The sequence below is a fragment of the Microbulbifer regidiadema (SeqCode) genome, assembly GCF_052466995.1.
Genome location: NZ_CP174297.1, coordinates 4,832,403 through 4,845,776, shown reverse-complemented (window position 1 = coordinate 4,845,776; position 13,374 = coordinate 4,832,403). Strand labels below are relative to the sequence as shown.

Here is a 13,374-nt window from a genome sequence, read left to right as displayed (position 1 = left end):
CGGCCACAGGGGCCCAATAGGGTTGAGGAGCCCCTGAATAATTCCGTCACGCCCCAGACTTGCAGAGGCTCAACACAATTTTGCCGGTGATACTGCGTGATTCCAGCAGTTTATGTGCCTCCACCACCTGCTCCAGGGGAAACTGGGCGGCAATTTGCGGGCGAACTTTTCCCGCTTCAATCAACGGCCACACCTTCGCCTCCAGCGCTTGTGCAATGCCGGATTTCACCTGCGGCGAGCGGGCCCGCAGGGTTGACCCGCTTAACGTGAGTCGCTTCAACATCACCGGCAGCATATTCACCTCCACTTTGGCGCCAGCCAGGTAGGCAATATTCACGATCCGACCATCATTAGCGGCTACACGAATATTATTATTGATATAACTGCCACCGACCATATCCAAAACAACATCGGCGCCGCGCTCCGCTGTCGCCTCGCGCACAACGGAGACAAAGTCTTCCTCCCGGTAATTAATCGCCCGCTCCGCTCCCAGTGCCACACAGGCTGCACACTTTTCTGCGCTTCCCGCAGTGACAAAAACCCGGGCTGCCAAACTGTGGGCCAACTGGATAGCCGTAGTACCAATACCCGAGGCGCCGCCGTGAATTAAGATCACCTCGCCCGCTTTTAAAGCGGCGCGATCAAAAACATTGCTCCATACGGTAAAGAAGGTTTCCGGCAGGGCCGCCGCCTCAACTGGGGTTAGGTTTGCCGGAATCGGCAGGCACTGCCCCTCTGGGGCGACGGCATACTCGGCGTAGCCCCCGCCATTGGTCAGCGCGCAGACCTTATCTCCCACCTGCCAGCGCGCAACCTTGCCCCCAATCGCGACAACCTCACCGGCAACCTCCAACCCCAGCACTGCCGATGCCCCAGCAGGTGGTGGATAGTGGCCCTGGCGCTGCACAATATCCGGGCGATTGACCCCGGCCGCCGCCACGCGGATAAGGACTTCGTCCGGCCCCGGAGTTGGCCGTTCCATCTCCTGCAACTGCATTACTTCGGGCCCACCAAAGGCAGGCAGATCAATAAACCGCATCGACTTTCCCTTTATTGACTTTCACTTTATGGCCACGCCAGCCACACAAGGTTACCAGAGATTTCCACCCTGTTTTTAATTGCCCTAGCGCCAATAAAAACGGCCAGGACCTCCCGACAAATTTAGATTGCGAGAGGCCCTGGCCGTATCTAGGCCTGGTCAGCTAAAACATCATTCTCCAGACCAATAGTTTATTCGCCGCGCTTAAAGCTCGTAAATAAACTCAACACCCATTACGCGACCTTTATTCAGCGGGGTAAAGCTGGCACCGATACCACCGAGATTGACCGGTAGCTGGGTATCATTGCCCTCGGTAACTTCATCCAGCATATTTTTACCGAATACAGAGAGCGTGTATTGGCCGCTATCGGAGGTATAGCCAATACTGAAGTCCAACATTTCCACTTCAGACAACATACCCCGGTTATCATCACTGTAAGGTGCTTCATCGCGGTGGTTAAAGTTAATGCGGGAAGTCAGGTTTCCGTAGGAGCCCAGGGATAGGTCGTGTACCACGCCAACGCCATAGGTCCAGGGCGCCAGGCGGGGAATCTCAAGACCCAGGTCTACATCATCTACGACACCATCACCGTTCAGGTCGCCGAGTACCTTGTCGTAGTCGCCATCCACATAGCCCACATTGAAGGTCAACAGCAGGTTTTCACTCAGCGCGGCCATAGCCTCAAGCTCGGCACCGCGAATGGTGGCATCAGCGGTGTTGCGAATAATCTGCGCCACGCCGCTCGCCGCATCGGGCATATTCTCCTCCCGCTGCATATCGTCAATCGAGTTGTGGAACACCGCCATATTGGTGCGCAGGCGGCCATTGAACCAATCTACCTTGGCGCCGATTTCGAAGCTGTTCTGCTCCTCCTGATCTGTTGCCTGTGGTTCATAGGGAGTGAGAGGGGGCTGGGTGGGATCTAGACCGGCGTTGCGCAAGTTGTAGCCGCCACTGCGAAAGCCCTTGGTCCAGAAGGTATAGAGCTGGGTCTCGTCGGAAACCGTCCACTGCAAGCCGACTTTGGGCGTAAAGGCATTCCAGCTTTCGCTATCCGTGAAGTCGTATTGAGAGCAGCCATCCAGGGTGCAGGTATTCAGAGGAATAGAGGCAATCTTGACGTCTTTTTCCTCTTGCGAGTAGCGCCCTCCCAAGGTCAGCACCCAGGCCTCATTCAGGTCGATGTCCGCCTGGGTAAAAATGCCATAGGTACTGTGATCCTGCTCACCGCCACCGGTCCAATCGAACAGACCACCGGCCAGCAAGCGATTTTCCAGATAGGTCACATCCTGAGAGAACCAGTAAACACCGCTAGTGATCGCCGTGCGACCGAAGCGACCGGCATAGCGCAGCTCGTTGCTAAGCTGGCTCTGTTCTACATTGGAGTCGGCATGGAAGCCCACTATCGGCAGGGAATCTACATCGGCGAGGCCCTGCGCCTCATAGGTGCGCCAGGCCAGGATATTGGTAATGGTACCGTTACCAAATTCAACGTCTTTATTGAATTCAGTAATAATCTGGCTCCACTCGTCTTTTTGGTAGCCCTCTTCATCCTGGGCAACCTCAAAGGAGTCCTCACTATTGTCCCAGTTAAGAATACCGTACGCCTCAGCAATCTGAGTTGCACTGGGGTATATGTCATAGCCAGTTCCGGTATCAACGACTAAGGCTTCGCTACCACGGTTTTGCGCAACAACCCCATCGGAGTCCATGCGCCCGTGTTCCATTCGCACAATAAGCTCAGCGGTTTCATTGAGTTGAACACTAAAACTCGGGCGAATAAACCAGCTGTCTGAGGCACCGGCATTATCATTGCCGGTGGCGACGTTTTCGAACCAGCCGCGATCATCGTTGTAGTACACCGTCAGGCGGCCGTTGACATCCTCAGAGATGGCACCGTTGATTGAACCTGCGGCTACCATATCCAGATTGTCGGTGGTGGATACCTTAAAGCGGGTAGAGAATTCATCGGTGGGGCGCGCGGTTTTAACCACAACAGCACCACCGGTAACATTGCGGCCGAACAGCAGTCCCTGCGGACCGCGGAGTACTTCGATACCCTCCAGGTCAAACAGGTCGGTGACAACACCCGCATTCACACCGAGGTACATACCATCGACAAAGACCCCTACCGTGGGATCAATCGACGGAATAGAGCTATTGACTCCGAGACCGCGCACCGTAAAGTTTGCCGTGTTTTTTACCGTGCCTACATCCTCCAACTGGACGTTCGGCATTTTGAAAGAAAGACTCTGCAAATCTCGGGTTTGCAGTGCTTCCAGTTGATCGCCAGAATAGGCGGTAGCCGCTACTGGAACATCCTGAAGTAATTCCGCGTCTGCACGCTTGCGGGCGGTAACCTGCACTTCTTCCATAAGGGTGCCGACAGCGCCCTCTGCGGCATAACTGGGGCTGATACCACTGGCTAACCAAAGCGTTGCTACGGAACAGGCGGAAAGCAGAGCAGAGTGCTGCCTGGATTTTGACGGACTTTCCATGTTTTCTCTCCATTGTTTTATTTTTTTTATGTACAACAACGGACTTATCGCAACCGGTACTGCCTGGCCCCACCGCTCCACCTCTAAAAAGAGGTTCCGACTAAGTGAAGCTCCGATTCAAGACCGTGCTGATAAAGAGGCACAAATTTCGCAGTGAATCTGTGACATGGACAGGTTACAGGCTCACAACCCGGTGTGGAAGTCCATTTGCCACAAATGCCGGCAAAATAACCCAATTAGTCGGAAAAGTTCTTTCAAATTGAATAAAAAATTAAAGGAATCTAAAGAAATAAAACCATGCACTGTTTAAGGGCGACCTATTTAAGGCGCCCCCCAACAGCATAAATTGATTACTTTTCAAAAATCCAATGACAATATGTATCTAATCCACCAGAAAAACACAAAATTTTTTGTCTACTTTAAAAGGGATATGCTATTAGGACTTTAGCCGAGCCTCGAAACTTCTAGCGCTCGGCTCGAAGGAAAGAATACCCTGTATTCGATACTCGCTTTGACCGCTCCCCGACAAATTCGCAACCGGCAACCTGCCTAATATAATCCCTCCACCGCCCTTTTTAGCCGCTAACATTTAGATCGGCAGAGACTAAAAAGCAAAAAACTTCATTAACCTGGTACGTTTAACCCTATTCAGTTTGGCCAACCAGCCCAACTTAAAAGTAAACTTCATCGTTTATTGGCAATCATTTTTTGTAGTGGATGTGTCATCACTACCAGTGGTGAAAGCGGAGAGTATTTGATGAATTTCCCCCGCTTCGAGTGTTTCTTTTTCCAAAAGCGCTCCGGCCAATGCATCCAATTTAGTGCGGTTTTTTGTCAGCAACCGGTCTACTTTCATCTCAATGCCACTGATCAAGGCAATAATTTCATCATCAATAATCTCTGAGGTGTGCTCACTAAAGTCTTTCTGCTGAGCCATCTCACGTCCCAGAAATATATGCTCCTCTCCCCGGCGGAAGGCCACCGGCCCCAACTTTTCACTCATGCCCCAGTGGGTAACCATATGGCGAGCGAGTCGCGTCGCCTGCTTTAAGTCTGCCTCGGCACCAGTGCTCACCTCTTTAAACACTACTCGCTCAGCCACCCTTCCCCCGAGCATGACACCGATACGATCGCGCAGATAGCTGGCCTGTATACTGTGATGCTCTTCGCTGGGTATCTGTTCGGTGGCACCGAGGCTGTGCCCCCTGGGGATAATAGTCGCCTTCTCCAGGGGATCGGCATTTGGCAGCAGGGTTGCCACCAGCGCATGCCCCGCCTCGTGGTAGGCAATAATCCGCTTGTCCTCTTCACTGATCATCATTTCGCGCTCACCGCCGAGGACCACCTTGTCGCGGGCGCGCAGTAAACAATCCATATCCACCGCCGACTGATCTTCCCGCCCCGCCAGCAGCGCAGCTTCATTGATCAGGTTTTCCAAATCCGCACCGGCAAAGCCCGCAGTCAGAGCTGCGAGTCGCTCCAGATCCACCTTGCCGTGCAAAGGGACCTCTCGTGAATGGATCTCCAGAATCTCTCTGCGCGCGGCCTTATCGGGCAAATCCAGGGTCACCTTGCGATCAAAGCGGCCCGGCCGCAGCAGGGCCGCATCGAGTACATCCGGTCGATTGGTTGCCGCCACTACAACGACCGCCTCCTGGGGATCAAAACCGTCCATTTCCCCCAGAATCTGGTTGAGCGTCTGCTCCCGCTCATCGTGCCCACCGCCAACACCGGTGCCCCGAGCCCGGCCGACAGAGTCGATCTCATCGATAAAAATAATGGCGGGAGCCTCTTTCTTGGCCCCGGCGAACATATCCCGCACTCGCGAAGCACCCACCCCCACAAACATCTCGATAAACTCAGAACCGCTGATACTGAAAAATGGCGCCTCGCTCTCACCGGCCAAAGCCTTAGCCATCAGGGTTTTTCCCGTACCGGGAGGGCCCATCAACAGAATACCTCGGGGGATTTTTGCGCCAAGCTTGCGGTAATGCTCTGGGTTCTTTAGATAACCCGCCACTTCCTGTAGGTCCCGCTTCGCATTCGCCAGCCCCGCCACATCGGCGAAAGTCACCGCTGACTCACTGCGCTCAAAGCGCTTTGCCGGGGAGCGGGCAAAACCGAAGGGGCTGCCGGGAGCACCTCCGGCCATCTTTTCCTGCATTCGCCGCCCCAGCCAGACCAGCAGCCCGACAATTAATATCCAGGGCAACAGCAGGATCAGAGTCCGCTGTAGAAAGCTGCCTCCGGGGGATTCAGCCAGGATTTCCACCTTCTCCCGCTCCAGCAGGGGCAGCAACTCCGGGTCCTGAACCGGTGGCAAAACCGTAGCAAAATGCTCTGGGGTTGGGGGCTTCTCCCCTTTTTTAGCGGCGGGTTGCGCTGGCGACCTTGCCGGTTCCGACTTATCCAGCTTAAAGGTGCCGCTGACTCGATCGCCCTCAATAACCACACTGGCAACCCGGCCCTCGGCGACCGCACTCTTAAAATCGCTGTAAGCTAATTCAGTCCGCTTGCCGGAAAGCTGCCCGCTAGTGCAAAACTGTACGGTCAGTATCAGCAGGAAAATCCACAGAAAATACTGCAACCAGTTCAGCGGCCCCTGCTGTAGCGGCTTGCCGGATAGCGGTGAAGGTGGCTCCTCCTGCGGCGGCTTTTGCTGTTGGTCCTGCTCGTCCGCCATATTTTCTCGCTGTATCTGGAGAGGCCCACCACCCGACGAAAGATCGGGTCCGGCAGTGGAAGGTGCGAATTATCGCAATCCCACTGGAGTCATCAGTATAGTTCCCCGCCATTCCCAGCGGGAATTTCCCACACCTCCAGCCCCAACACCCGATCCAATCGCACTATTTTCAAAGTAAGGCTTGCAAAGCGAAAGCGGACACGGCAGAATTCGCGCCCTGTCGAGACTGGTCGACTGTTCCCACAGGGGTCCAGAAACTCGATAAGTTGCGGATTTTTAAGGAATTTTTTCCAAAAAGAGGTTGACGGCAACGAATCAACTCTCTATAGTACGCACCCATAACGACGCGCTCGTAGCTCAGCTGGATAGAGTACCTGGCTACGAACCAGGCGGTCGGAGGTTCGAATCCTCCCGAGCGCGCCATACGATAGGCTGAAAGGCCAGAAAAAAGGGTTACCTTCGGGTAGCCCTTTTTTTGTTGCCGAATGGTCAGTGCGAGATTTCTTTTCTCGCCTGCAATTGGCTCCACCCTGGAGCAGAGTGGCGCATCGCGATATCACCACTACAGCATCCCCCTAGAATCTTTGCCGCTCCCTGAGGGGCATCACTCCAGCGCACGCTTTAGACCGCTATACACAAACACCCATTTAGCCGCCGCCCAACGATTGGGAACGCCTTGATCGTTTTGCACAGGCACTCCAGTACCGAGTCAATAAAAGTGAAGACAGTAGCGGACAGCGAGGTGCCCGCGACCAGGCGGGCTAATCTATGCGGGCGCCCAAGCAGAGGCACGCCCCTTTAAAGAGCGGAGACAGCTAGACCGAGAGCTCTCTGCGGACAATTTCTGCACCTGCACTCAAAGCATTGAGCTTGCCCCTTGCCACCTGACGGGATAGCGGCGCCATACCGCAGTTGGTACAGGGGTAGAGATTTTCGGCATCCACATGCTTCAGCGCTTTGCGCAGGGTGTTGGCCACCTCTTCCGGAGTCTCAATAGTGTTGCTTGCCACATCAATAGCGCCCACCATCACTTTTTTGCCTCGAATAAGCTCAAGCAAATCTATTGGAACATGGGAGTTGTGACACTCCAGTGAGATCAGGTCGACGTTAGATTTTTGCAGTTTTGGAAACGCCTCTTCATACTGCCTCCACTCTGAACCCAGAGTCTTCTTCCAGTCGGTATTGGCTTTGATGCCATAGCCATAGCAAATATGTACGGCAGTTTGGCATTTCAGCCCCTCAATGGCTTTTTCTAAAGTGGCAATACCCCAGTCATTCACTTCATCAAAAAATACATTAAATGCAGGCTCATCAAACTGAATAATATCGACACCAGCGGCCTCCAGCTCCCGAGCCTCCTGGTTGAGAATTTTGGCAAATTCCCAGGCGAGCTTTTCGCGGCTCTTATAGTGGCTATCGTAGAGCGTATCAATCATTGTCATGGGGCCAGGCAGCGCCCACTTAATAGCCTGACCAGTTTGCTGACGTAAAAACTTGGCGTCTTCAATAAACACTGGCTTTTGCCGCGATACTTCGCCAACAACTGTCGGCACACTCGCATCATAGCGATCTCGAATTTTAACGGTTTCACGCTTTTCAAAGTCAACACCATTGAGGTGTTCGATAAAGGTCGTGACAAAATGCTGGCGAGTTTGCTCACCATCGCTAACGATATCGATACCGGCTTGCTGCTGCTCTTTTAGCACCAGGCGCAAGGCGTCTTGCTTGCCTTCGATTAATTGGTCGCCCTGTAGTTTCCAGGGCGACCACAGTTTTTCCGGCTCTGCAAGCCAAGACGGTTTTGGCAAGCTGCCGGCAGTTGAGGTTGGCAATAAACGACTCATAATAAATAATCTTGTCTATCTCGGTTAATTAAAGCGCGTAATTGGCCGCCCACTGGTCGAGGACACTCCTATACGGCTTAATAAATTGCTCTTCTGTAAGCTTCCCCTGCTTAATAGCCAGCTGGCTGCGCTCTTCCCGATCATAAACAATTTTGGTGAGTGAATAATCTTGATGTTTCAAGCTGGGCTGATAGCAGTTACCCGCCACGGAGTTTGCATTGTAAATCTCAGGCCGATAAATTTTTTGGAAGGTTTCCATCGTACTTATAGTGCTAATAAGCTCAAGGTTTGTATAGTCACCGAGCAGGTCACCACGGAAATAAAAAGCCAGAGGCGCAACACTATTTGGCGGCATAAAATAGCGGACCTGTAAACCCATTTTCTCGAAGTAGTCATCAGTCAAGGAGTACTCATCCTGCCGGTACTCAACCCCCAGCACAGGGTGCTGATTTTCAGTTCGATGATAGGTCTTACTGCTCGATACACTCAGACAAATAACAGGGGGTTTACTAAAATTATCCCTGTAGGTGCTTGAATTCAGGAAGGACTGGAAAATTTTCCCGTGGAGATCGCCATAACCTTGCGGAAGGCTAAACTCAACTTGATTCTTGTTATGTTCCAGCAATAGAACACTGAAATCATAGTCTCGCACATAAGAAGAAAAATTGTTGCCCACAATCCCTTCGATACGTTGATTGTTTTTATGATCAACAATATTCGTTTTCAACACTTCGATGGTAGGGAAAGTCTCTCCGTTACCCTCAATATCAATATCAACGGAAATAATATCCAGCTCTACCGAATAACGATCTGCATTAGGATTATCCCAGTGCGCCAGGGCATTAAAGCGGCTGTCAATCATTCTGAGGGTGTTGCGCAAGTTATCCCGGCGGCTCTCCCCTCTAGCCAGATTCGCAAAGTTGGTCGTAATGCGCGTATTGTCCGATGGACGATAATCTTCATCAAAACACAAGCTCTTGATGCTGAAGGTAAACTCTTTATTCATTGCGATCTGACCACCCTGGTTTCTGAGGCAAAAACCGAACGCTCTGTTCAGTGATTGAAATTGCCACGCAGGATAAGCCACTTTATAAATGAGCAGAAATGGTATATTTTCAACAGTCCATTAATTTCATTCATGCTTTGTTCGAGTAAAGCCCATGCTAGAGCGCTCACACCTAACAATAATCCAAGCTGTGGACCAGCAGGGCTCGCTCACTGCCGCAGCCAAACACCTCTGTCTAACCCAGTCAGCGCTGAGCCACACCGTGCGCAAGCTGGAGCAGAATCTGGGTACCCCCATCTGGTTGCGCGAGGGCCGCAGTCTGCGCCTGACTCAGGCCGGTGAGTATCTGCTGGGCCTTGCCAATCGCGTCCTGCCACAACTAGAGCACGCCGAGAGCAAACTGAAGCAAATGGCGCAAGGCGAGCGCGGCACCTTGCGCATTGGTATGGAGTGCCACCCCTGCTATCAGTGGCTACTGAAAGTCGTATCACCGTTTCTGGAAGATTGGCCGGACGTGGATGTAGATGTTAAGCAAAAATTTCAGTTTGGAGGCCTCGGCGCTCTACTTGGCTATGAGATAGACCTGCTAGTCACGCCAGACCCATTCTATAAAGCCGGATTGCGCTTCGACCCGGTGTTTGACTATGAGCAGGTACTGGTCGTCCCTCGGGCTCACCCCATGGCAAAGCGGAAATACCTGATAGCGGAAGATCTCCGCGATCAAGTGCTGCTGACTTACCCCGTGCCGCCAGACCGCCTGGATATCTACACCCAATTTCTCAACCCCGCAGGTGTAGTACCTAAGCGCCACAAAACCAGTGACACCACCGACATCATGCTACAGATGGTAGCCAGCGGCCGCGGGGTTGCAGCTCTACCGCGCTGGCTGGCGGAGGAGTACTCTACCAAGCTGGCGCTAGCGACGGTGCGCCTGGGGCAAAAAGGCATTGCCAAACAGATCTATCTGGGAACTCGTGAAAGTGATAGCGATGTTGAATACCTGAGTGCTTTTATCAAGCTGGCGAGAGGCTACGAACACTTAGACACAGAAGCCTAGGACAAATTAGGTTTAGTCTTAAGTCACGGCAGACGGAGAACCCTAAACACACCCCCCCATACAGGCGACCCCAATTACTCTAGCGGAGTAAAATAGAGATGCGTGATATTGCGGATATTCTGATTGAATATGAAACAAAACTGCATCAGTTTGAGATGCGCAAGAGCCCAGAGGTTATAAAAAAACTGTTAAGCCCTGACTTTAAGGAGGTGGGAAAATCCGGGCAGACCTTTGACTGCCAGAGCATAGCTGTGGCAATGCAGCGAGAAGAGGATGGCGATTGGGAAATACACAGCCAAAACTATGAGTGTATCCCCCTATCAGATACCGTCATTATGCTGCTGTATCAATCCGCACAGCGTAATCACCGAGGGGGATACACAGGGTTCTGTAAGCGCTCATCTATTTGGGTGAGAAGCAAAGGGCAGTGGCAAATGCAGTACCACCAGGGAACCCCCTGCGAAGCATTTAAGCTGGAGGGCAATATCTCTTCTACAGCGCCGGCACCGAAATCGTGAGTGCTTTTATCGCAACGATCCTACTGGCCCTGGCCGTATGGCTGGTACCCCACTTTTATCGCCAGTGGCGTATTCACTACCGGCGCTCACAGCCCCTAACTCGAGAGCAGTTGCAACTCCTTAGAGAAAACCTCCCGCTCTATCGCCACCTAAGCCCCGGCCGTCAGCGGGAACTGCGCAGTAATATTGCCCTGTTTCTCCACGACAAAGCGTTTATCGGTTGCGAGGGACTTCAAGTCAGCGAGCGCATGAGGGTGACTATCGCCGCCCACGCCTGTCTGCTATTGCTGGGCCGCAAAAATGAATGCTATCCCAACCTTTACAGCTTACTGCTTTACCCCGATACCTATGTAGCTTATGAGACCCGTCGAGAGGGCTATTTGGAAACAGCCAGACACAGTGCCCGCGAAGGGGAGGCCCACTATCGCGGCCCCGTAGTTCTCTCCTGGGGAGATCTGGAAAAAGATCTACAATTCCCCCAGCGCGGCCACAATGTTGCCCTGCACGAATTTGCCCACAAGGTCGATGAAGAGGACGGCTATTTTGATGGCCGCCCACTATTTGAGAACAGTGATGAGGGGGCCACCTGGGCCGACGTTATGAGCCGGGAATTCCTGCGCCTAAGGCGCAGAGCTGAATTCGGTGAATTTGCCGGCGACAACCCATCGATACTGGATTTATACGGCGCCCAGTCTCCCGCTGAATTCTTCGCCGTGGCCACTGAGAGCTTTTTTACCATTTCATCCGCTACGCGCGCCTTACACCCGGAACTCTATCGGGAATTAAGCCAGTTCTATCGCATTGACCCCGCCGAATTAATAGCGGAAAGAAACAGCGCAACTCGCTAGAGAGGGCGCTTATTCGCCCCGGCATCCCTGCGGCTGCTATGCTTGAGTCGAGCATCAGTGGAGTTGGAATAGTGGCCAATTGGCACCGGTTGAGACTTGGCATCGCGGGACTGGTCATTCTATTAAGTATGGCTCAGCTGGGCACAGCGGAGATTGCCACAGGCCAGCAAGATGCAAAAGCCCTGATTCAGCGCCTTGAGCAGCAATACCTCAATATCCCCACACCCGTATTTGTACAACAACTGGAAAAAAACACACTGCCGGACTCGAAATTACAGGCTTTTATTATGGAGCAGCGCCTGATTAATTTATCCGACTTAAGAAGCAATGCGCTGTCATTACACCGCTTTGGCGGCCTACCCGGAAAGAGCACAAGGACATTTTTTGCTCAAATAACCACAGCAGAAATCCAAGCTAACGACCTGCTGCCCACCCTTATTCAAGCACTGGGAGTCTCCCCCGAGCAAATTGCCCAGCACCAACCGCTCGCAGGTGCGCAAATATATCCCGCTTACACCGCCTGGCTTGCCAGCTATGCAGAACCCGCTGAAATTGCCGCAGCCCTACTGGTCAACTTTCAAAGCTTTGGTAAAAATGCGGCGCGTATTGCAAAAGCTTTAAAACAGCACAAAAGGCTAACCAACGAACAGCTCCGCTTCCTGGTCTCTTTTAGCCAGCTGCCAGAGGGGTTCCGGGAGCAGGCTACCGAGATAGTCGCAAAAGGCTTGGCCTCAGGTGTTCGAGAAAGCGACATCGAAATTCGGGTACGATTAATCCAAGCCTATGAGCAGGAGTTTTGGCGGGCATTTGAGGCTAAAATCAACACCAATTAGAACCACCTATATTACTTCTTACTTTCTTAATGCAGCAAAAATCCACCGCCGCCTTAACTGTACACTAACAGTTGTACACCCATTTGACGGCCAGAGTAATTTCCTAGTCCGGATTACTTAACTCTTTGACCGCTTTCCTTGCATTAAAGAGTAGGCTACAGAAGCTCTCATCAAAAGAATTTTTCAATTGATCATCTGAAAATTCTATTAGAATACCTGCAATATACTTGCCCCCAAGATTCCGATCACTTCTATTGAGATATCCTTGAATCTTCCTCAAAGATATCTCAAGGTCTTTTATCCAAATCCATTCACCCTCCAACCAAAATAAGCCCTTCTCTCTTGCTGCCATCTGCCTACGTGACACACAAACCAAATCACCATCTATTGCCCCCCAAAGAAGTTCAATCAAATCAGATTTTCTGATCATAACACCTTATTCCAGCCCCTAAGACTTACTGCTTTTTTGCCATTAACTTAACTTTAGTAGGCACACCCTGGAGAACTTCCGTGCTCCCAAGTATACATTTCAATCGACCGAAAGGATAACAATGCAGAATACGGTTGTGAGCGCGCTATACATCCGGGGGTTAAAGACCCCTACAATGATATCCAGCCTTGGAATTACCATCTTCTTCCCGAGGCTTTTGGTGGTAATAAAGCGCTAAATGGCTACGAGGTTCGTACCGAGCAAGATTTCGGTGACACCTTAAAGGCCTTCTCTAGATTTGACAGACCGCTGATTCTCAATGTTCACTTAGAACAATCTGAGCCGGCAGCATTTTTTAAAAAACTTAGCCAAGCGATGCGGCATTGATGGGATTACCCAATAAAAAACCATCAATATGGTCTTTTAGATATTACCAAGCTTCATTAAGCTCGGAGTAAAACATCAAATAGGTTATTAAAACTTTCGTGAAGACCATCCCCACAGTAGTCGCAGAGATTCGCTATTCACTTGACTGTATCAATCTCAGTGGTCGTTGTCAGTATTTTACTCCGCGACATTCGATTAACTACCGATATCTATACGTCAACCAATAAGCT

At 51.7% G+C, this 13,374-nt stretch carries 10 protein-coding genes and 1 tRNA gene; 5 read left to right on the top strand and 6 right to left on the bottom strand.

Translation table 11 applies throughout. The annotated features are described in order from the left end of the window. Positions 1-46: 46 nt before the first annotated feature. The 3 genes from ACJJIK_RS21225 to ftsH all read right to left on the bottom strand — a co-directional run bounded on the left by ACJJIK_RS21225 (position 47) and on the right by ftsH (position 6,221). Positions 47-1,039 (bottom strand): NAD(P)H-quinone oxidoreductase, encoded by a 993-nt coding sequence (locus ACJJIK_RS21225; protein ID WP_444943787.1) that lies wholly within the window; start codon positions 1,037-1,039, stop codon positions 47-49. Positions 1,040-1,243: 204 nt separating this feature from the next. Then, positions 1,244-3,538 (bottom strand): TonB-dependent receptor, encoded by a 2,295-nt coding sequence (locus ACJJIK_RS21220; RefSeq protein WP_444943786.1) that lies wholly within the window; start codon positions 3,536-3,538, stop codon positions 1,244-1,246. A 691-nt stretch (positions 3,539-4,229) separates the two neighbouring features. After that, positions 4,230-6,221 carry an ATP-dependent zinc metalloprotease FtsH gene (gene ftsH / locus ACJJIK_RS21215; protein WP_444943785.1) on the bottom strand — a complete coding sequence of 664 codons (1,992 nt, stop codon included), beginning with the start codon at positions 6,219-6,221 and terminating at the stop codon, positions 4,230-4,232. A 346-nt stretch (positions 6,222-6,567) separates the two neighbouring features. On the opposite strand from ftsH, the gene ACJJIK_RS21210 reads away from it, so the two are divergent. Further along, positions 6,568-6,644: transfer RNA gene (locus ACJJIK_RS21210), tRNA-Arg, on the top strand. 392 nt (positions 6,645-7,036) lie between these two features. Here ACJJIK_RS21210 and ACJJIK_RS21205 read toward each other — a convergent pair. Both ACJJIK_RS21205 and ACJJIK_RS21200 read right to left on the bottom strand, forming a co-directional pair. Then, complete coding sequence (locus ACJJIK_RS21205) at positions 7,037-8,065, bottom strand: methionine synthase (RefSeq protein WP_444943784.1); 1,029 nt, start codon at positions 8,063-8,065, stop codon at positions 7,037-7,039. Positions 8,066-8,093: 28 nt separating this feature from the next. Continuing rightward, on the bottom strand, positions 8,094-9,152 hold the full coding sequence (locus ACJJIK_RS21200) for a DUF1852 domain-containing protein (protein WP_444943783.1): 1,059 nt from the start codon (positions 9,150-9,152) through the stop codon (positions 8,094-8,096). Between the two features lie 73 nt (positions 9,153-9,225). Here ACJJIK_RS21200 and ACJJIK_RS21195 point away from each other — a divergent pair, with 73 nt between their 5' ends. From ACJJIK_RS21195 to ACJJIK_RS21180, 4 genes are all read left to right on the top strand, one after another. Continuing rightward, on the top strand, positions 9,226-10,128 hold the full coding sequence (locus ACJJIK_RS21195) for a LysR family transcriptional regulator (protein WP_444943782.1): 903 nt from the start codon (positions 9,226-9,228) through the stop codon (positions 10,126-10,128). 98 nt (positions 10,129-10,226) lie between these two features. Then, a complete protein-coding gene (locus tag ACJJIK_RS21190; RefSeq protein ID WP_444943781.1) occupies positions 10,227-10,646 on the top strand; it encodes a nuclear transport factor 2 family protein in 420 nt (139 codons plus the stop codon). After that, positions 10,643-11,494 (top strand): M90 family metallopeptidase, encoded by an 852-nt coding sequence (locus ACJJIK_RS21185; RefSeq protein WP_444943780.1) that lies wholly within the window; start codon positions 10,643-10,645, stop codon positions 11,492-11,494. Before ACJJIK_RS21190 ends, ACJJIK_RS21185 begins: the two co-directional genes overlap by 4 nt. A 71-nt stretch (positions 11,495-11,565) precedes the next feature. Next, on the top strand, positions 11,566-12,327 hold the full coding sequence (locus tag ACJJIK_RS21180) for a hypothetical protein (protein ID WP_444943779.1): 762 nt from the start codon (positions 11,566-11,568) through the stop codon (positions 12,325-12,327). Positions 12,328-12,430: 103 nt separating this feature from the next. Here ACJJIK_RS21180 and ACJJIK_RS21175 read toward each other — a convergent pair whose 3' ends face one another. Next, positions 12,431-12,757: a hypothetical protein gene (locus ACJJIK_RS21175; protein WP_444931871.1), complete on the bottom strand. Its 327-nt coding sequence runs from the start codon at positions 12,755-12,757 to the stop codon at positions 12,431-12,433. Positions 12,758-13,374 lie beyond the last annotated feature (617 nt).